Origin of the sequence: Cellulosimicrobium cellulans (assembly GCF_024124905.1) — a bacterium.
Classification (GTDB): domain Bacteria; phylum Actinomycetota; class Actinomycetes; order Actinomycetales; family Cellulomonadaceae; genus Cellulosimicrobium; species Cellulosimicrobium cellulans_G.
This window is the reverse complement of sequence record NZ_JAMXST010000001.1, coordinates 93,140-111,700: the sequence shown is the minus strand read 5'-3', so window position 1 is coordinate 111,700 and position 18,561 is coordinate 93,140. Positions and strand designations below refer to the sequence as shown.

The 18,561-nt window shown below is 74.1% G+C and carries 15 protein-coding genes; 7 read left to right on the top strand and 8 right to left on the bottom strand.

Annotated elements, in window-relative coordinates; all coding sequences use genetic code 11:
• Positions 1-169 precede the first annotated feature (169 nt).
• Positions 170-1,606, bottom strand: a complete 1,437-nt coding sequence (gene gndA, locus NHH00_RS00435) for an NADP-dependent phosphogluconate dehydrogenase (protein WP_253049184.1) — start codon at positions 1,604-1,606, stop codon at positions 170-172.
• Positions 1,607-1,870: 264 nt separating this feature from the next.
• On the opposite strand from gndA, the gene NHH00_RS00430 reads away from it, so the two are divergent.
• The 6 genes from NHH00_RS00430 (at position 1,871) to NHH00_RS00405 (ending at position 9,186) form a co-directional block, all read left to right on the top strand.
• Complete coding sequence (locus tag NHH00_RS00430; protein ID WP_308202237.1) at positions 1,871-2,494, top strand: DUF3000 domain-containing protein; 624 nt, start codon at positions 1,871-1,873, stop codon at positions 2,492-2,494.
• Positions 2,491-3,777: an HRDC domain-containing protein gene (locus tag NHH00_RS00425; RefSeq protein WP_253049181.1), complete on the top strand. Its 1,287-nt coding sequence runs from the start codon at positions 2,491-2,493 to the stop codon at positions 3,775-3,777. The genes NHH00_RS00430 and NHH00_RS00425 overlap by 4 nt, the downstream gene beginning before the upstream one ends.
• Positions 3,778-3,798: 21 nt before the next feature.
• Positions 3,799-4,842: a lipid II:glycine glycyltransferase FemX gene (locus NHH00_RS00420; RefSeq protein ID WP_253049178.1), complete on the top strand. Its 1,044-nt coding sequence runs from the start codon at positions 3,799-3,801 to the stop codon at positions 4,840-4,842.
• Between the two features lie 191 nt (positions 4,843-5,033).
• The gene (locus NHH00_RS00415) at positions 5,034-6,329 is read left to right on the top strand and encodes a thiolase family protein (RefSeq protein ID WP_253049175.1); all 1,296 of its coding nucleotides are present in this window, start codon (positions 5,034-5,036) and stop codon (positions 6,327-6,329) included.
• Between the two features lie 2 nt (positions 6,330-6,331).
• Positions 6,332-8,497 carry a 3-hydroxyacyl-CoA dehydrogenase NAD-binding domain-containing protein gene (locus NHH00_RS00410; protein ID WP_253049172.1) on the top strand — a complete coding sequence of 722 codons (2,166 nt, stop codon included), beginning with the start codon at positions 6,332-6,334 and terminating at the stop codon, positions 8,495-8,497.
• A gap of 116 nt (positions 8,498-8,613) precedes the next feature.
• Positions 8,614-9,186: a hypothetical protein gene (locus NHH00_RS00405; RefSeq protein WP_253049169.1), complete on the top strand. Its 573-nt coding sequence runs from the start codon at positions 8,614-8,616 to the stop codon at positions 9,184-9,186.
• 1 nt (position 9,187) lies between these two features.
• Here NHH00_RS00405 and NHH00_RS00400 read toward each other — a convergent pair whose 3' ends face one another.
• The 6 genes from NHH00_RS00400 to pflB all read right to left on the bottom strand — a co-directional run bounded on the left by NHH00_RS00400 (position 9,188) and on the right by pflB (position 16,316).
• Complete coding sequence (locus NHH00_RS00400; RefSeq protein WP_253049166.1) at positions 9,188-9,958, bottom strand: PIG-L deacetylase family protein; 771 nt, start codon at positions 9,956-9,958, stop codon at positions 9,188-9,190.
• A 48-nt stretch (positions 9,959-10,006) separates the two neighbouring features.
• Complete coding sequence (locus tag NHH00_RS20895) at positions 10,007-12,229, bottom strand: DEAD/DEAH box helicase (protein ID WP_253049163.1); 2,223 nt, start codon at positions 12,227-12,229, stop codon at positions 10,007-10,009.
• Positions 12,226-12,615: a type II toxin-antitoxin system death-on-curing family toxin gene (locus tag NHH00_RS00390; RefSeq protein WP_253049160.1), complete on the bottom strand. Its 390-nt coding sequence runs from the start codon at positions 12,613-12,615 to the stop codon at positions 12,226-12,228. Before NHH00_RS00390 ends, NHH00_RS20895 begins: the two co-directional genes overlap by 4 nt.
• 1 nt (position 12,616) lies before the next feature.
• On the bottom strand, positions 12,617-12,820 hold the full coding sequence (locus tag NHH00_RS00385; protein ID WP_087471916.1) for a ribbon-helix-helix protein, CopG family: 204 nt from the start codon (positions 12,818-12,820) through the stop codon (positions 12,617-12,619).
• 170 nt (positions 12,821-12,990) lie between these two features.
• A complete protein-coding gene (gene pflA / locus NHH00_RS00380) occupies positions 12,991-13,983 on the bottom strand; it encodes a pyruvate formate-lyase-activating protein (protein WP_253049157.1) in 993 nt (330 codons plus the stop codon).
• A 20-nt stretch (positions 13,984-14,003) separates the two neighbouring features.
• Positions 14,004-16,316, bottom strand: coding sequence for a formate C-acetyltransferase (gene pflB, locus NHH00_RS00375; protein ID WP_253049155.1), 2,313 nt, complete (start codon positions 16,314-16,316; stop codon positions 14,004-14,006).
• A 380-nt stretch (positions 16,317-16,696) separates the two neighbouring features.
• Here pflB and NHH00_RS00370 point away from each other — a divergent pair, with 380 nt between their 5' ends.
• A complete protein-coding gene (locus tag NHH00_RS00370) occupies positions 16,697-17,794 on the top strand; it encodes a carboxylate-amine ligase (RefSeq protein WP_253049152.1) in 1,098 nt (365 codons plus the stop codon).
• A 41-nt stretch (positions 17,795-17,835) separates the two neighbouring features.
• On the opposite strand, the gene NHH00_RS00365 is transcribed toward NHH00_RS00370, so the two are convergent.
• Positions 17,836-18,498 (bottom strand): HAD family hydrolase, encoded by a 663-nt coding sequence (locus tag NHH00_RS00365; protein ID WP_253049146.1) that lies wholly within the window; start codon positions 18,496-18,498, stop codon positions 17,836-17,838.
• Between the last annotated feature and the right edge of the window lie 63 nt (positions 18,499-18,561).

The window sequence follows — 18,561 nt, the reverse complement described above, 5'->3', positions numbered from 1 at the left end:
AGACAGGTCGAGCCGACGCAGCGGCCCGCCGGGCCTAGCCTGCCACGTCACCCGACGGGCCCGGTCCGCGCGTGCGGCGTCGGGCCCCGACCTGGGTGGGGCGGACACGCGACGGCGGCCGCCGCGCCGGAGCGCGACGACCGCCGTCGGTGCGTGCGGTGGTGAGCCGTCAGGCGTCGGACTCGGTCCGGTCGCCCGACCACTCGGTGTGGAACGTGCCCGGCTTGTCGACGCGGCGGTAGGTGTGCGCGCCGAAGAAGTCGCGCTGCGCCTGGATGAGCGCGGCGGGCAGGCGCTCGGCCCGGACGCCGTCGTAGTAGGCGAGCGACGACGAGAACGCCGGCGTCGGGACGCCGTTGAGGGCGGCCTGCGAGACCACGCGGCGCCAGGCCGCGAGGCCGTTGCCCACCGCGGCGGTGAAGTACTCGTCCGCGAGGAGCAGCGGGAGCTGCGCGTCGCGCTCGTACGCCTCGGTGATGCGGTTGAGGAAGCGCGCACGGATGATGCAGCCGCCGCGCCAGATGCGGGCCATCGCGCCGCGGTCGATGTCCCAGCCGTACTCGGCGGACGCCGCCGCGATCTGGTCGAAGCCCTGCGAGTACGCGACGACCTTCGACGCGTAGAGCGCAAGGCGCACGTCCTCGACGAACGCGTCGCGGTCCTGCACGTCCCACGCCGCGGCGTCGGCGGGCAGCGCGGCGCGACCCGCCTCGCGCTGCGGGACCGAGCCGGACAGCGCGCGGGCGAACGTCGCCTCGGCGATGCCGGTGATCGGCACGCCCAGGTCGAGGCCGTTCTGCACCGTCCAGCGGCCGGTGCCCTTCTGCTCCGCCTGGTCGAGCACGACGTCGACGAACGCCTTGCCGGTCTCCGCGTCCACGTGCTGGAGCACGTCCGCGGTGATCTCGATGAGGAACGACTCGAGGTCGCCCGTGTTCCACTGCGCGAAGATCTCGCCGATCTCCTGCGCGGACGCGCCGAGCCCCTGCTTGAGCAGGTCGTACGCCTCGGCGATGAGCTGCATGTCGGCGTACTCGATGCCGTTGTGCACCATCTTGACGAAGTGGCCGGCGCCGTCGGGCCCGACGTAGGTGCAGCACGGCGTGCCGTCGACCTTCGCCGAGATGTCCTCGAGGATCGGGCCGAGGCTCTGGTAGGACTCGCGCGTGCCGCCCGGCATGATCGACGGACCGTTGAGCGCGCCCTCCTCGCCGCCCGAGACGCCGGTGCCGACGAAGTGCAGGCCCTGGGCCGCGAGCGCCTTCTCCCGGCGGATCGTGTCGGGGAAGTGCGCGTTGCCGGCGTCGACGACGATGTCGCCCTCCTCCAGCAGCGGCACGAGCTCGTCGATGACGGCGTCGGTGGCCGCGCCCGCCTTGACCATGATGACGACCTTGCGCGGGCGCTCGAGCGACGCCACGAAGTCGGCCATCGACTCGGACGGGACGAAGTCGCCCTCGCTGCCCGCCTCGGCGATCAGGGACTCGGTCTTGGCGTACGAGCGGTTGTGCACCGCGACCGTGTAGCCGTGCCGGGCGAAGTTGCGGGCCAGGTTGCGACCCATGACGGCGAGTCCGGTCACACCGATCTGTGCGCGTGCTGACATCTGCTTCCCTGCTCCTCGAGGGTCGGTCCCGGCGCACGACGGCCGCGCGCGGGAGGGCGCGGAGCCGTTCCGGGCCGGGCGCGGGCGCGCGGCCGGGTGCACCGGTGATGGATACGGCGCCAGCCTAGTCCTCGTGCGCCGCACCGCTCCCGAGGGGCCACGATCCGGTCACCCGCAGCGTTCTTGACGAAGTCGGGATCACGATTCGATGACAGCCGCGCGGCGCGCGTCCGGTTCGTCCGGTCGGCTCGTAGTGTGCCGAGAGTGATCACCGCTCACGGGACCGACGCTCCCCCGGCGTTCCGTGCCGTCCTCGACGCCCTCGGCGCGCGGCGGCTCCGACCCGAGGTGACGTTGCGCGAGGTCCCCGCCCCCCGCCGGATCGCGCCGTGGTCGGTCGCGCTCACGGGCGAGGTCGAGGCGGCACGGTCCGAGGACCCCGACCTCGCGTCGGGGCGGTTCATCGTGCTCCACGACCCCGAGGGCCAGGAGGCGTGGCAGGGCAGCTTCCGCGTGGTGACGATGGTGCGCGCGACGCTGGAGCCGGAGATGGCGTCCGAGGAGATGCTCGCCGAGGTCGCGTGGACCTGGCTCGAGGACGCGCTCCACGACACGGGCGCGGCCGTGCGCGCGGAGGGCGGCACGGTGACGCGCGTCCTGTCCCAGAGCTTCGGCGCCCTCGCCGGCAAGCACAACGACGTGGAGCTCGAGATGCGCGCGTCGTGGACCCCCGTGGCCGCGGGACCCGCGGGCGCGGCGGACCTCGGCGACCACCTCGCCGCCTGGGCGCAGCTGCTGTGCACGGCCGCCGGGCTGCCGCCCCTGCCCGACGGCGTGACGCCCCTCGGTGCTCGACCGGCCACCCGACGCAATACCGTGAACCCATGAGCTCGACCGCAGCACCCGCACCCCCGCCGCTCGACCCGACCCCTGCGACCGGAGTGGCCGGCGACGGGCCCGGGCCCGTCGTCACCCCGCTGACGGAGCCGTCCGACGGGCTCGGGCCCGTCGTCGACACCCCCGCCGCGTTCGCGCGCGTCGTCGAGGCGTTCGCCGCCGCGACCGGCCCGGTCGCCGCCGACGCGGAGCGCGCGTCGGGCTACCGCTACGGGCAGCGCACCTACCTCGTCCAGGTCCGCCGCGAGGGCGCGGGGACCGCGCTCGTCGACCCCGTCGCGGTGCCCGACCTGTCACCGCTGCGCGAGGCGGTCGGGGACGCGGAGTGGGTCCTGCACGCCGCGTCGCAGGACCTGCCGGGCCTCGCCGAGCACGGCGTGGTCCCGGCGAGCGTGTTCGACACCGAGCTCGCGGCGCGCCTGCTCGGCATGGAGCGCGTCGGCCTCGCGGCCGTCGTCGCCGACGTGCTCGGCCTGGGCCTCGCGAAGGAGCACTCCGCCGTCGACTGGTCGACCCGACCGCTCCCGGACGACTGGCTGCGGTACGCCGCGCTCGACGTCGAGGTGCTCGTCCCGCTGCGCCGCGTGCTCGGCGAGCGGCTCGAGGAGGCGGGGAAGGCCGGCTGGGCGGCGGAGGAGTTCGAGGCGGTGCGGACCGCAGGCCCGCCCGCGCCGCGCCCCGAACCGTGGCGGCGCACGTCCGGCACGCACACGCTCCGGGACCCGCGGCGCCTGGCCGTCGTGCGGAGCCTGTGGGAGGCCCGCGACGCGACCGCCCGCGCGCGGGACATCGCGCCGGGCCGGGTGCTGCCCGACCGTGCGATCGTCGCCGCGGCGGAGGCCCTGCCCCGGACGGCCGGGCAGCTCGTCGACCTGCCGCCCTTCGCGGGCAAGGGCACGCGCCGCCGGGCGGCGTACTGGCAGCGCGCCATCGACTCCGCGCTCGCGCTGCCCGCGAGCGCGCTGCCGACCACCCGCGGTCCACGCACGGACGCCCCGCCGCCGCCGCGCGCGTGGGCCGATCGCGACCCCGGCGCGGCCGCCCGTCTCGACGCGGCGCGCGCGGTCGTCCAGGGCCTCTCCGAGCGCTACGCGGTCCCGGTGGAGAACGTGCTCCAGCCGGACGCGCTGCGCCGTCTGTGCTGGACGCCGCCGGACCCGTTGGACGCGGCGGCGATCTCCGCGTTCCTCCACGGGCGGGGTGCTCGCGACTGGCAGGTGGCGCTGGTCGCCCAGCCCTTCGCGGAGGCGTTCGCGAGCATCGCCGGGGCGTAGCGAGCGGGTAGGGTCGTCCGCGTGCACGACGCGAACCTGACGATCCGGACAGTCTCCGACCGCGCCTCCTGGGACGCCCGGGTGAACGAGCTCGGCGGCCACCCCCTCCAGCTCTGGGGCTGGGGCGAGGTCAAGGCCACCGGGGCGTGGACCCCGCACCGTGTGGAGGCGGTGGACGCCGACGGCCGCGTCCGCGGTCTGGCGCAGGTGCTCGTGCGCTCGCTGCCCGCGCAGTTCAAGGCGCTGTGCCACGTGCCCCGCGGGCCCGTGATCGCGCCGGCGGGAGACGGCTGGGGCGTCGGCCCGGGCGTGGGCGACGACGCGACGCGCGACGCGGTGACCCGTGCGGTCGTCGCGTGGTGCAAGTCGAGCGTGGGCGGCGTGGGCATCACGATCGAGCCCGACTGGCCGGTCGGGACGCACCTCGCGCTGCCCGACGCCCGCCCCGCGGCGAACCCGATCCTCTACCCGGTGACCCTGATCCTCGACCTCACGAAGTCCGAGGACGAGCTGACGAAGGCCATGGGCAAGTCGACGCGGTACGACATCCGCAAGGCGGCGCGCACCGGGCTCGAGGTGCGGCGCGTGACGGACGAGGCCGAGGTCCGCCAGGTCCTCGACGTCTACCACGAGACGGCCGAGCGCGCGGGCTTCGCGCTGCACGACGACGAGTACTACCTCGCGATCCACCGCGAGCTCGGCGAGCACTCGGTGCTCGTCGCGGCGTTCTCCGAGGGGGCGCCGGTGTCGTTCGTGTGGTGCGTGTCGTCGGCGACGACGTCGTTCGAGCTCTACGGCGGCATCAACGACGCGGGCCGCAAGCTCCGCGCGAACGCGCCGGTGAAGTGGCACGCGATCACGCTCGCGCAGCAGGCCGGTCTGGTCCGGTACGACATGAACGGACTGCTCAACGACGGGATCAGCGAGTTCAAGCGCAGCTTCGCGCAGCACGACGACGAGCTGGTGCACAGCGTCGACGTGCCGTTCTCGATGTGGTACTCCGCCTGGAACAAGGGCCTGCCCACCGCGAAGAAGGTCGTGCGCAAGCTCCGCGGGAGCCGGTGACGCGGGCTCCCGACCGCCCCGAACCCCGGAGAGACCCGGTATCGCGCGATGCGATACCGGGTCTCTTCATGTCGTAGCATCAGTCTCGTGCTTTCCCGATACCCGCGGTAGCGTGTATCGCACGTACGACCCCCGAGCGGTGCCGCTCCCGGACACCGCCGTCCCGACCATCTGCATCGGATGGAGATGCCATGACCGTGGCCAACGAGGCCCCCTCTCCCACCTCGGCACCCACCCAGGCGGCCAGCCAGCGCTCGCGTCACCGCCCCGTGCGCGACGTCGTCTTCGTCGAGGGCGTGCGCAGCCCGTTCGGCAAGGCGCGCCCCGACGGGATCTACGCCGAGACCCGCGCGGACGACCTCGCCGTGAAGACGGTCCGCGAGCTCCTGCGCCGCCGCCCCGAGCTGCCCGCCGAGCGCATCGACGAGCTCGCGCTCGCCGCGACCACGCAGACGGGTGACCAGGGCCTCACCCTCGGCCGCAGCGTCGCCGTGCTCGCGGGGCTGCCCAAGTCGGTGCCCGGCTTCGCGATCGACCGCATGTGCGCGGGCGCGATGACCGCGGTCACGACCACGGCGGCGAACGTCGCCGTGGGCGCGCAGGACGTCGTCGTCGCGGGCGGCGTCGAGCACATGGGCCACCACCCCATGGGCGAGGGGTCGGACCCGAACCCGCGGTTCGTCGCCGAGCGCCTCGTCGACTCCTCCGCGCTCGTCATGGGCGCGACGGCCGAGAACCTGCACGACCGGTACCCGCACCTCACCAAGGAGCGTGCCGACGCGTACGCCGTCGCGAGCCAGGCCAAGTACGCCAAGGCCCTCGCGAACGGCGACATCTCCCCCGACCTCGTGCCGATCGCGACCCGGTCGACCGAGCTCGGCTGGGGCCTGGCCACGGCCGACGAGCTGCCCCGGCCCGGCACCACGGTCGACTCCATCCGCGACCTCAAGACCCCGTTCCGCCCCGGCGGGAAGGTCACCGCGGGCAACGCCTCGCCGCTGACCGACGGCGCGACGGCGTGCCTGCTCGCCGCGGGCGACGTCGCCGACGAGCTCGGGCTCCCGGCGCGCATGCGCCTCGTCGCGTACGCGTACGCGGGCGTCGACCCCGAGGTCATGGGCATCGGGCCGGTCCCCGCGACCGAGCGCGCGCTCGGGTCCGCGGGCCTGACGATCGACGACATCGGCCTGTTCGAGATCAACGAGGCGTTCGCGGTCCAGGTGCTCGCGTTCCTCGACCACTTCGGCATCGCGGACGACGACGAGCGCGTCAACCGGTACGGCGGCGCCATCGCCATGGGCCACCCGCTCGCGTCATCGGGCGTGCGCCTCATGACGCAGCTCGCGCGCCAGTTCGAGCAGCACCCCGAGGTGCGCTACGGCCTGACGACCATGTGCGTCGGCCTCGGCATGGGCGGCACCGTGATCTGGGAGAACCCGCACCACGCCGACTACTCCGGCCACACCTTCGAGACCGCGGAGAACTGACGATGAGCGCACCGACCGACACCCAGACCCCGGCCGCCTCCCCGGACGCCCCGAAGGACGCCGCGCGCGGCGAGCGCGTCACGCACTCGCTCGTGCGCGACGTCGCGCTCCCCGGCGGGACGGGCACGCTCGCCCTCGTCACGCTCGACAACGGGCTCGACCACACCAAGCCGACGACGCTCGGCCCCGAGGGCCTCGCCGAGCTGCACGCGGCCCTCGAGACGCTGCGGCGCCGGGCCGCGGACGGCGAGATCGTCGCCGTCGCGATCACCGGCAAGCCGTACTTCCTCGCCGCGGGCGCGGACCTCACGCAGGCCGCGGCCGTCCAGGTACGCGACGACGCGCTCGCCCTCGGGCGCGCCGGGCACGCCGCGTACACGCTGCTCCAGGACATGGGCGTGCCGACGTTCGCGTTCGTCAACGGCGTCGCGCTCGGCGGCGGGCTCGAGGTCGCGCTCAACTGCACGTACCGGACCGTCGCGTCCGACGCCGGCGCGCTCGCGCTCCCCGAGGTCGGCCTGGGCCTGGTCCCCGGCTGGGGCGGCGCCTACCTCGTGCCGCGCCTGCTCGGCGTCGAGAAGGCGATGGACGTCATCCTCGCCCGCCCGGCCGCGAACAAGCCGTTCAAGGCGAAGGAGGCGTACGAGATCGGGCTCGTCGACGCGCTCTTCGAGGCGCCCGACTTCCTCGAGTCCTCGCTGCGCTGGGCCGAGGCCGTGCTGCGCGGCGAGATCGTGGTCGAGCGGCGCGAGCTCGACCCGCAGCCCGTGTGGGACGCCGTCGTCGCCGGGACGCGTCAGCGCCTGGACACCGTGGTCGCGGGCTCGCGGCCTGCCCCGTACCGCGCGCTCGACCTCGTCGCCGCCGCGCGCACCGCGTCGCGCGAGGAGGCGTTCGCCGCCGAGGACGAGGCCCTCGCCGACCTCATCATGAGCGACGAGATGCGGGCGAGCGTCTACGCGTTCCAGCTCGTCTCGAAGGGCAAGCGGCCCCAGGGCGCGCCCGACGCGCAGCTCGCCCGCCCGGTCACCCGCGTGGGGATCGTCGGCGCGGGGCTCATGGCCGCTCAGATCGCGCTGCTGTTCGCCCAGCGCCTCCAGGTGCCGGTCGTCATGCGCGACCTCGACCAGGAGCGCGTCGACAAGGGCCTCGGCTACGTCCGCTCCACCGTGGAGAAGCTCGTGCGCACGGGCCGCATGTCCGCGGACACCGGCGCGCGCATCGTCGGCTCCGTGCACGGCACGACCGAGCTCGGCGACTTCGCGGGCTGCGACGTCGTCATCGAGGCGGTCACGGAGATCCTCGGGCTCAAGAAGAAGGTCTTCGCGGAGCTCGAGGGCGTCCTGTCGCCCGAGGCCGTGCTGCTGACCAACACCTCCGCGCTGTCGATCACCGAGATGGCGGCCGACCTGCAGCACCCCGAGCGCGTCGTCGGGATGCACTTCTTCAACCCCGTCGCCCAGATGCCTCTCGTCGAGATCATCCAGGCGGCGAAGACCGACGACGCGGCCCTCGCGACGGCGTTCGCCATGACGAAGAAGCTCCGCAAGACGGCCGTGCTCGTCGCCGACCGGCCCGGGTTCGTCGTCAACCGACTGCTCATCCTGCTCATGGGCAAGATCGTCGAGGCGGTCGAGAACGGCACGTCGGTCGAGGTCGCGGACCGCGCCGTCGCGCCGCTCGGCCTGCCGATGCCGCCGTTCGCGCTGTTCGACCTCGTCGGTCCGGCCGTCGGCCTGCACGTCCTCACGTCGCTGCGCGAGGACCTGGGCGACCGGTTCCCCGAGTCGCCCGGCCTGCAGCGCATCGTGGACGAGCAGATCCCCGTCGTCCTCGACGCGCCGAAGGGCCTGCCCAAGCCCGTCGACCCGGCGATCCAGCGGGTCTTCGGCACCGGCGAGGCAGGCGGCGACGGGGCGCTGGACGAGGCCGGCGTCCTCGACTCCGTGCTCACGGCGCTCACGCGGGAGATCGGGCTCATGCTCGACGAGGGCGTGGTCGCGAGCCCGTCGCAAGTCGACCTGTGCATGATCCTCGGCGCGGGGTGGGGCTTCCACCTGGGCGGCATCACGCCGTACCTCGACCGCACGGGCTACAGCGAGAAGGTCCTGGGCCGCCGCTTCCTGCCCGACGGCGTCGCGAACGTCCCGGCGGCGTCGCGCGCCTGACCGACCGGGGTCGGACGCCGGGCCGCGAGCGCCCTCCCGTGGTCGTACGACGACCGCGCGGAGGTTCCGCTCGCGGCCCGATCCGCCGACGCCACGCGCTCCGTAGCGTCGTGGCCATGACGAACCGCACCCCCGCCCAGCCCGCCACCGACCTCCCTCTGACCACCACGCCCCGCGGCACGACCGAGCGCCGGATGCTCGGCGCCCTCACGCTCGCCGCCGGCGCTGCCCTCCTGCTCTCCGCGTGCGGCAGCATCGGCGAGGCCGTCGCGGAGAACCGTGCGGGCCACACCAAGACCTACGAGTTCGCGACGGGAGAGGCCGGCAAGGCCGACGGCGTCCTGCCCGACTGGGTGCCCGACTCGGCCACGGACGTGCGCGAGGTGGTCCGCACGACGGGCGACGAGCGGATCCTCTCGATGACCGCCGACCTGGGGGCGCTGCCCGCGAGCTGCACCGCAGTCTCGTCGGAGCACCCCCTGGAGCCGCGGCCCGAGCGCGGCGACCTGACCGCGGACGACTACCGCACCGCTGCGACGCTCGAGGCCTCCTGGTGGGAGGCGGGCACCGAGCAGGGCGCGACCGCGATGTGCGGGAAGTGGTGGGTCGGCGCGCAGGACGGCAGGCTCTACGGGTTCGCGCCCGAGCTCAAGGTCGTCACGATCGAGGAGCAGCCCGACCGGGCGTGAGTCAGTCCTCCCAGCCCATGCGCAGCACCTCGAACGCGACCGCGTGCGCGACCCCCATGCGCTGCCCCGTGGGCGCGCTCATGGACGCGAGGAACGCCGCGGGGTCGAAGTCCTCCCACCCCAGCCCGTCGAGGTAGGCGGCGTGCGCGCGCAGCGACGCGACCCCCGCGTCGAAGGTCGCGCTGACGTCGACGCCGTGCGCGGCGTCGGGCGAGCCCGCGACCCAGACCTGGCGCACGCCGCCCCAGGGATCGACCCCGTCGGTCTCGACCTGCTCGCGGAACACCCACCTGTTCCCCGCGTCGCGCACGGCGTCGACGACGGCCCGTCCCGTCGCGATGTGGTCCGCCTGGTTGAGCATCCCGCCGGGGAACGTCTCGCGGTAGTTCCCGGTGATCACGACGTCGGGCCGGTGGCGCCGGATCGCGCCCGCGATCGCCCGCCGCAGCGGCAGGCCGTACTCGAGCACGCCGTCGGGCAGCCCGAGGAACTCGACCTCCTCGACGCCGACGACCCGACCGGACTCGACCTCCTCCGCCTCGCGCACGCGCCGCGCCTCGTCCGGGTCCATGCCGTCGATGCCGGCTTCGCCGCTCGTGACCATGCAGTACACGACCCGCTTGCCCTGCCCCGTCCACCGCGCGACGGCGGCGGCGGCGCCGAACTCCATGTCGTCGGGATGGGCGACCACGGCGAGCGCCGTGGACCAGTCCTCGGGCAGCGGGGTCAGGGGCGGGGCGGGGATCGCGGACGTGCCGGTGTCGTCGGTCATACGACAGACGCTAGGCCGTCAGGCGCACCGGCGCGTCCGGACCGTCGCTCAGTCCTCGGTGACCGCGTCCTCGACCGACGTGACGGCGGGGTCGACGAAGAGCCGCGCCCGCTCGGCGTCGACCACGGCGCGCGCGAGCGACGCCTCGGACACGTCGACCGCGCCCGCGACCTCCTCGGCGAGCGCGCTGCGCCGCGCGTACGCGTCGAACAGCCGCGCCTTCGTCCCGAGCAGGCGCACGAGGTGCTCGTCGACGCTGTCGACCGTGAGCAGGCGGTGCACCTGGACGGTCTCGACCTGCCCCATGCGGTGGGCGCGCGCGACGGCCTGCGCCTCGGTCGTGGGCTTGGTCTGGGGCTCGCACAGGATGACCACGGAGGCCGCCTGGAGGTTGAGGCCCACTCCCCCGACGTCGATCTGGCTCACGAGCACGCGCGGGACCTCGGCCACCGTGAAGTCGTCGACGATCGTCTGGCGCGTCCGGGCGGGCACGGAGCCGGTCAGCGGAGCGAGCGCGAGGTCGCCGAGCGCGCGCACGACCGTGTCCACCACGTCGCGGAAGTACGAGAACACCACGACCTTGCGTCCGTTCTCGGCCGCCTCGCGCGCGAGCTCCACGAGTCGGCGGAGCTTCGCCGAGTCCTCCGGGTGGTCGACCGCGAACGCCGCTCGTCGCATCGCCATGAACGACCCCGCCGCGACCGCCTCGCGGTACGCCGCGCCGTCGACCGCCCCGAGCCGTTCCCACTCGTCGACCTGCACGAGCTCCGGCAGCTCCTCGAGCACGTCCTCGGCGTTGCGCCGCAGGTAGGCGGGCGCGACGGCGTGCCGGAACGCGTCGGGGCCCGCCGCGCCGTGGGCCGCGTCGAGGCGTGCGGCGAGCGCGGGCTGGAGGTAGCCCAGCAGGGTGCGGAACTCCTCGACCCGGTTCTCCATGGGCGTGCCCGTGAGCAGGAGCACGTGCTCGGTCCCCCGCGCGAGGGCCGCGACGGCCGCGGACCGCTTCGCGAGCGGGTTCTTCACGTAGTGGGCCTCGTCCACGACGAGCACGGCGGGGGCGCTGGACCCCGCTGGCACGAGGATCTCGGTCCCCGCGCGGCGCAGGCCCGCGAACGTCACGACGGCGACGCCGCCGGACGCACGCCACGCCTCCGCCGCGTCGTCCCGGTCCTCGCCGTGGACGACGTGCACGGCGACGTCCGCGTGCGTCCGCAGCTCGCGCACCCAGTTCTCCAGGACGCTCGCGGGGCACACGACGAGCGCGTGCGTCGCGCCGCGCGCGAGGAGGTGCGCGACGACGGCGATCGCCTGCACGGTCTTGCCGAGCCCCATCTCGTCGCCGAGGACGACGCGCCGCTGGGCGAGCGCGAAGCGCGCCCCGAACGCCTGGTACCCGCGCAACGACACCCGCAGCAGGGTCTCGTCGAGCGCCTGCGTCTGCACGCGGTCGACGAGCTCCGCGGGCAGGTGGCCGGCGGCAGCGACGACGTCGCGCCCGGTGGGGGCCACGCCGTCGAGCAGCGCGTAGTACGCCGCGGACCGGCGCCGGAAGTCCGCCCAGGCGTCGTAGGGGCGCGCGGGCTCCGCGAGCAGCGCGGTGACGCGCCGGGCCTCCTCGTCCAGCCCCGTCTCCCGCGCCCGCTCCGCGACCCCGGCGAGCGTCGTCACCGCCGCGAACGCCCGACGCCGGCGCTCGCCCCAGGCGAGGAGGCGACGCGCTCCGCTCGCGGCGACCCGCGCGTCGTCGCGCACGCGCTCGTGCTCGGCGAGCGCGGCGCGCACCTGGTCGCCGTACCGCGCGACGGCGGCGTCGGCCTGGTCGAGCGTGTGCAGCGCCTGGACGAGCGCGGTCGCGACCGGGTCGGTCGGCGTGAGGTCGATCCGGAAGCGCAGGCTCTCGCGCACGGCGCGCGCCACCTGCTCGGCGGCCGCGAGCAGATGCGTCGCCGTCTGCGGGCCGATGTCCGGGACCCGCTCCAGACCGTCGCGCCCGAGCCGCGCGACCGCCCCGACCGTCCGCACGCTCGCGTCCGCGAGGGCCCCGAGCCGTAGGCGCTCGCGCGTGACGTCGCGCAGCGACGCGACGTCGACGGTGTCGAGGCGCGCCAGGACCTTCTCCTCGCGGCTGTCGCCGAACGCGGCGCGCACCTGGTCGCGTGCCGTCCCGGGCGCGGCAGAGAGGGTCGCGAGCTGCGCGGCGAGGGCGTCCGCGTCCGCGACGACCGCCCGAGCGGTGGCGACGTCGGGCAGCGTCGCGCGCGGCGCGGTCACGCGTGCCAGCGAGCGAGGCACTCCGCGACGTACGTCACCTCGTGCGTCGAACCGTCGGCGATCGACATCGTCAGCTCGTACACGTCGTCGTGGGGAGCACGCAGCGCGACGCCGTTCATGCCGTAGAACACGACGACGGCGACCAGGCCGAGCCGCTTGTTGCCGTCGACGAGCGCGTGGTTCTGGACGACGGAGAGCATCAGCGCGGCCGCCTTCAGGTCGAGCGACGGGTACGCCTCCTCACCAAACATCGAGGCGCGAGGACGATGCTCGGCCGAGTCGAGCGCACCCCAGTCACGGACGACCGGCTCCGCCCGGAGCAGCGCGCGCGCCGCCGCGAGCAGGTCCCCGACCTCGAGGTACTCGACCTCTCGCGACGCGACCACCTCAGGCGAGCTTGTCGAGCACGGGTCCGTACTCGCGGATCGCGTCCGCGATCAGTCGATCACGGAGGGCGTCGCGCTCCGCGCCGTACCGCCGCACGGCGTCGCGAACGATCTCGTTCTGGGACCGTCCCTCGCGCTCCGCGGCCGCCTCGAGAACCCGCTTCTCGTCCTCGGTGAAACGCACGACCATCTGCTTGCCGCTCATCCCCGCACCTCCCGTCGTGGTATCACCACAGTATCGCTCCCGGGAGCCTAGGTCCCGCCGTCGCGGGCACCGAGATCCGCCTCGGGGGCAGTCCCGTCGAGACGTGAGAAGTGGCCCCAGGAACACGTCGGTCCGGGGCCACTTCTCACGTCTCGGCGCGCGGTCGCCCGTCAGTACGTCGTCAGGCCGTGGGCGCGGAACTGGTCGCGCACGCGCTCCGTGAGCTCCGGGGACGGCGCGGGCGTGTCGTCGAGCTCGTAGGTGCGCCCGAGGGCGTCCCACTTGTCGCGACCCATCTGATGGAAGGGCAGCACCTCGACGCGTGTCACCGTGCCGGGGCGGATCGCGTTGAGCGAGGCCGCGTACTCCGCGACCTTCTCCACGTTGTCCACGTCGTCGGTGAGGCCCGGGACGAGGACGAAGCGCACCCACACCTCGGGCGCGTGGCCGGTGAGACCGCGCTCGGCGATCCGCCGCCCGAACCGCAGCGTCGGCTCGAGGTCGCGGCTCGTGACCTTCGTGTACGTGTCGGGGTCGCCCGACTTCACGTCGAGCAGCACGAGGTCCGTGTCGTCGAGCATCGCGTCGGTGGCGTTCGCGCCGAGGAAGCCCGACGTGTCGAGCGCGGTGTGCACGTCCATCGCCTTGGCCCCGCGCAGCACGCGGGCGGCGAACGCAGGCTGCATGAGCACCTCGCCGCCGGAGAGCGTGAGCCCGCCGTGGGTGGCCCGGAAGACGGGCAGGTAGCGCCGGACGCGCCCGAGCAGCTCGTCCGCCGTGACGGGCCTGCCGTCCTTCATCGCGAACGTGTCGGGGTTGTGGCAGTACAGGCACCGCAGCGGGCAGCCGTTGAGGAACACCGTGAGCCGGGTCCCCGGGCCGTCCACGGCGGTGACGAGCTCCCAAGAGTGGACCGAGCCGAGCTCGCCCGCGCGCATCGCCGCGAGCTTGTCGGCCCGGTCCACGTCCGCGACCGTCAGCCCGTCCAGGCCCGCGCCCGCCCGGCGGGCGTGGCCCACGGGCGTGCCCGACGCCGCGGGCTCGGCCGCCGAGGTCGGGGCGCCCGGGACGTCGAGGCGCGTGGCGTCGTCGGGCAGGGTGCCCCCGACGACGGCGCACCCGCGCGACGGGCGGACGGCGGGGCCGGGAAGGGTGACGGTCATGGCTGGCTCCTCAGCGCTCGTCAGAGCGCGCCGTGGAAGGTGCGCGAGAGCACGTCGAGCTGCTGCTCGCGCGTGAGGCGGACGAAGTTCACCGCGTACCCGGACACGCGGATCGTCAGCTGCGGGTAGTTCTCCGGGTGGTCCATGGCGTCCAGGAGCGTCTCGCGGTTCAGCACGTTGACGTTCATGTGGTACCCCTCGGACCCGATGTAGGCGTCCAGGAGGCCGGCGAGGTTGGTCACCTGCTCCTCCTGGGTGCGCCCGAGGCCGCTCGGCACGACCGTGTTGGTCAGCGAGATGCCGTCCTGCGCCTCGTCGTACGGCAGCTTGGCCACCGACAGCGCCGAGGCGAGCATGCCGTGCGTGTCGCGCCCGTTCATCGGGTTGGCGCCCGGGGCGAACGGCTCGCCGGCGCGGCGGCCGTCGGGCGTGTTGCCCGTCGCCTTCCCGTACACGACGTTCGACGTGATCGTCAGGACCGACTGCGTCGGCACGGCGTCGCGGTACGTCGGGTGCGTGCGCACCTTCGCCATGAACCGCTCGACGAGGTCGACGGCGATCGCGTCGGCCCGGTCGTCGTCGTTGCCGTACGTGGGGTACTCGCCCTCGGTCACGTAGTCGACGACGAGGCCGCGCTCGTCGCGGACGACGGAGACCTTCGCGTGCTTGATCGCCGACAGCGAGTCCGCCGCGACGGACAGGCCCGCGATGCCGCACGCCATGGTCCGCAGCACGTCCTTGTCGTGCAGCGCCATCTCGATGCGCTCGTACGCGTACTTGTCGTGCGACCAGTGGATGCAGTTGAGCGCCTCGACGTACGTCTCGGCGAGCCAGTCCATCGTCGCGTCGAACCTCGCCATGACGTCGTCGAAGTCGAGCACGTCGCCCTCGACGGGAGCCGCCACCGGCGAGACCTGCTTGCCGGAGATCTCGTCGCGCCCGCCGTTGATCGCGTAGAGCAGCGTCTTGGCGAGGTTCACGCGAGCGCCGAAGAACTGCATCTGCTTGCCGACGCGCATCGGGGACACGCAGCACGCGATCGCCGCGTCGTCGCCCCAGTGCTGGCGGATGAGCTCGTCCGACTCGTACTGCACGGCCGAGGTGTCGATCGAGACCTGCGCGCAGTAGTCCTTGAAGCCCTGCGGCAGCGCCGGGCTCCAGAACACCGTCATGTTCGGCTCGGGGGCCGGGCCGAGGTTGTAGAGCGTCTGGAGGAACCGGAACGAGTTCTTCGTGACGAGCGGGCGCCCGTCCTCGCCCATGCCGCCGATCGTCTCGGTGACCCACGTCGGGTCGCCGGAGAACAGGGAGTCGTACTCGGGCGTGCGCAGGAACCGCACGATGCGCAGCTTGATGACGAAGTCGTCGATGATCTCCTGCGCCTCGGACTCCGTGATGCGTCCGGCCTCGAGGTCGCGGTCGATGAACACGTCGAGGAAGGTCGACGTGCGGCCGAGCGACATCGCGGCGCCGTTCTGCTCCTTCACCGCGGCGAGGTAGGCGAAGTAGAGCCACTGGACGGCCTCGCGCGCCGACGTCGCGGGGCCGGAGATGTCGTAGCCGTACTCGGCCGCCATCTCCTTGAGCTCGCCCAGCGCACGGATCTGCTCCGCGTGCTCCTCGCGCTCGCGCACGACCTGCTCGCTGAACGGCTGCGTGTCGAGACCGAGCTTGTCGAGCTTCTTCGCGGCGGTCAGGGCGTCGACGCCGTAGAGCGCGACGCGGCGGTAGTCGCCGATGATCCGGCCGCGGCCGTAGGCGTCGGGCAGGCCCGTGATGATGTGCGAGCTGCGGGCCGCGCGCACGTTCGGCGGGTAGACGTCGAACACGCCCTGGTTGTGGGTCTTGCGGTACTCTGTGAAGACCTTCTTCAGGGTCTCGTCGACCTCGTAGCCGTAGGTCTGCAGCGCGCCCTCGACCATGCGCCAGCCGCCGTTCGGCATGATCGCGCGCTTGAGCGGGGCGTCGGTCTGCAGGCCGACGATCACCTCGTGCGCCTTGTCGATGTAGCCCGGGGCGTGCGCCGTGATCCCCGCGGGCGTGTGGGGGTCGACGTCGTAGATCCCCATCTCGCGCTCCTCGGGGAACATCGCGGACAGCGTGTCCCAGATCCCCGTCGTGCGCTCCGTGGGCCCGGCGAGGAACGACGCGTCGCCCGTGTACGGGCGGTAGTTGCGCTGGATGAAGTCGCGCACGTCGACCGTGTCGCGCCACGGGCCGTCGGTGAAGCCCTCCCACGCGGGGACGTGCGCGGTGTCGTGCTGCGCGTCGACGCCGCCCTCCACCGCACGGCCGCCGCTCGTCGTGCCGGGTGCCTCGGAAACGCTGGTCATCTGGACCTCCCTCGTGCCTGACGCGCGGGTCCGCGCGCCGGCCGGACCCGCCGGCCTCGCGGGGGCCTCGGGTGGAGGCCCTCGGTCGAGGTTCCGACGGGCTCCTTCGCCACCTCCAGGCTAGGTTCGCGCGGCGTCGCGCGGAGGGGTTTCGGGCCGTCCGGGGACCTAGGTCCCGAGCCGGGCGGGACCCCGCAGGAACCGCGGGATCTCGCGGTTCCCTCGCCCCTCGCACCCTGTCGGGACCACCCCTTGTGATGACGTTCACAAGCCCTCGGGACCCGGGCACGACCGCGGCGGCACGCGCCCGTGACGCACGACACGGACGCACGTCACACGCCCGCCCGACGTGCTCGCGGCTTCCGTGTGAGACTGCCCGGGTGAAGCGCACCGTAGGGGTCGAGGAAGAGTTCCTGCTCGTCGGCGACGACGGCCATCCGGTCGCCCGGGCCGCGGAGGCCCTGGAGGCGTCGGGCACCGACGAGAAGGGCGGCGGGACCGGCTCGCTCGAGTCGGAGTTCATGGAGGAGCAGCTCGAGACCGCGACCCACCCGCGTCGCGAGCTCGACGACCTCGCGACGGAGATCCGCGCGGGACGGCAGCGCGCCCAGGAGGCCGCGGACCGCGTCGGCGCCCGGGTCGCCGCGCTCTCCACCTCGCCCCTGCCCTTCGAGGGCACCACCGTCTCCCGCCTGCGCTATCTCGAGGCCCGCGCCGCGTTCGGCCTCACGGCGCGCGAGCAGCTCACGAGCGGGTGCCACGTGCACGTCGCCGTCGCGGACGACGCCGAGGGGGTCACCGTCCTCGACCGCATCGGGCCGTGGCTCTCCACGCTCCTCGCGCTGAGCACCAACTCCCCGTTCTGGCAGGGCCAGGACAGCGGGTACGCGAGCTTCCGGTCCCAGGTCTGGTCCCGCTGGCCGACGTCGGGCCCGACCCGCGCGTTCGGGACGCCCGAGGCGTACCGCGCGGCGGTCGACGGCCTCGTCGCGACCGGGACGATCCTCGACGAGAACATGGTCTACTTCGACGCGCGGCTCTCGTCGCGCTACCCGACCGTCGAGATCCGCGTCGCCGACGTGTGCCTCGACCCCGACACGGCGACGCTCCTCGCGGCCCTCAGCCGCGGCCTCGTCGAGACCGCGGCGCGCGAGGCCGCGGACGGCGTCGCGCCCCCGGAGCTCCGCCCCGAGATCCTGCGGACCGCGTCGTGGCGCGCCGGGCGCTCGGGCCTCGAGGAGGACCTCGTCTCGCCGCTCACCTGGCGTCCCGCCCCGGCGCACGACGTCGTCGGACAGCTCGTCGCGCACGTGCGGGACGCCCTCGTCGACGCGGGCGACCTCGACGCCGTGACGGAGCTCCTCGGACGCCTCTGGTCCGGCGGGAACGGCGCCCAGCGCCAGCGCGCGTGGCACGCGGCGTCCGGCGGGGACCTGCGTGCGGTCGTCGAGCAGGCGGTCGAGGTCACGCACTCCTGACGCCCCGCCGGGGCGCCCGTGGCCGGGTGCCCCGGCGCTCGCTACGGCGCGGTGAGGGCCGCCGCGCGGGCGCGGGCGACGACGTCGTGCACCGTCGCCCCCAGGACGTCCGGCAGCGGCCCGTCCGTCCATGGGCGCCCGTGGGAGACCCAGCCGGTGCGCGTGCCGGCGGCCCGGCCGGCGGCGACGTCGGCGTGCGCCGCGTCCCCGACCATCCAGACCTGTGCGCGGTCCGCATCGGCCGCACCGACGCGGTCCAGCGCGATCTCGAGGAGCCGCGGGTCGGGCTTGTCGACGCCCTCCTCGCCGGACACGACGACGGCGTCGACGTGCGCCCCGACCCCGCAGCGGGCGAGCTTGCCGCGCTGCTGGGGGGACGTCCCGTTCGTCACCACGACCACCAGGTCGCCGTCGACGCGCAGGGCGTCGAGCAGGTCGAGCACGCCGTCGTACGCGCGCACGTGGTCGAGGATGCCGGCGCGGAAGCGGTCGACCGCGGCGGGCAGGTCCTCGTCCCAGCCGAGGCGGTCGACGATGACGCGCGCCACGTCGGTCTTGACGGCGAACCCGCCCTGGTCGGCCGCGACGATCGCCGCGAGGTCGGACGCGTCGCGACCGGCGTGGGCGACGGCGTCGGCCGCCCAGGCGGCGAACGCGTCGTCGCGGCCGACGAGCGTGTTGTCGAGGTCGAGGAGCCAGATCACGCCTGGACCCTAGCCCGGACGACCCCCGCACCGCCGAGACGTCCGCGACGATCGCCCTCGCTC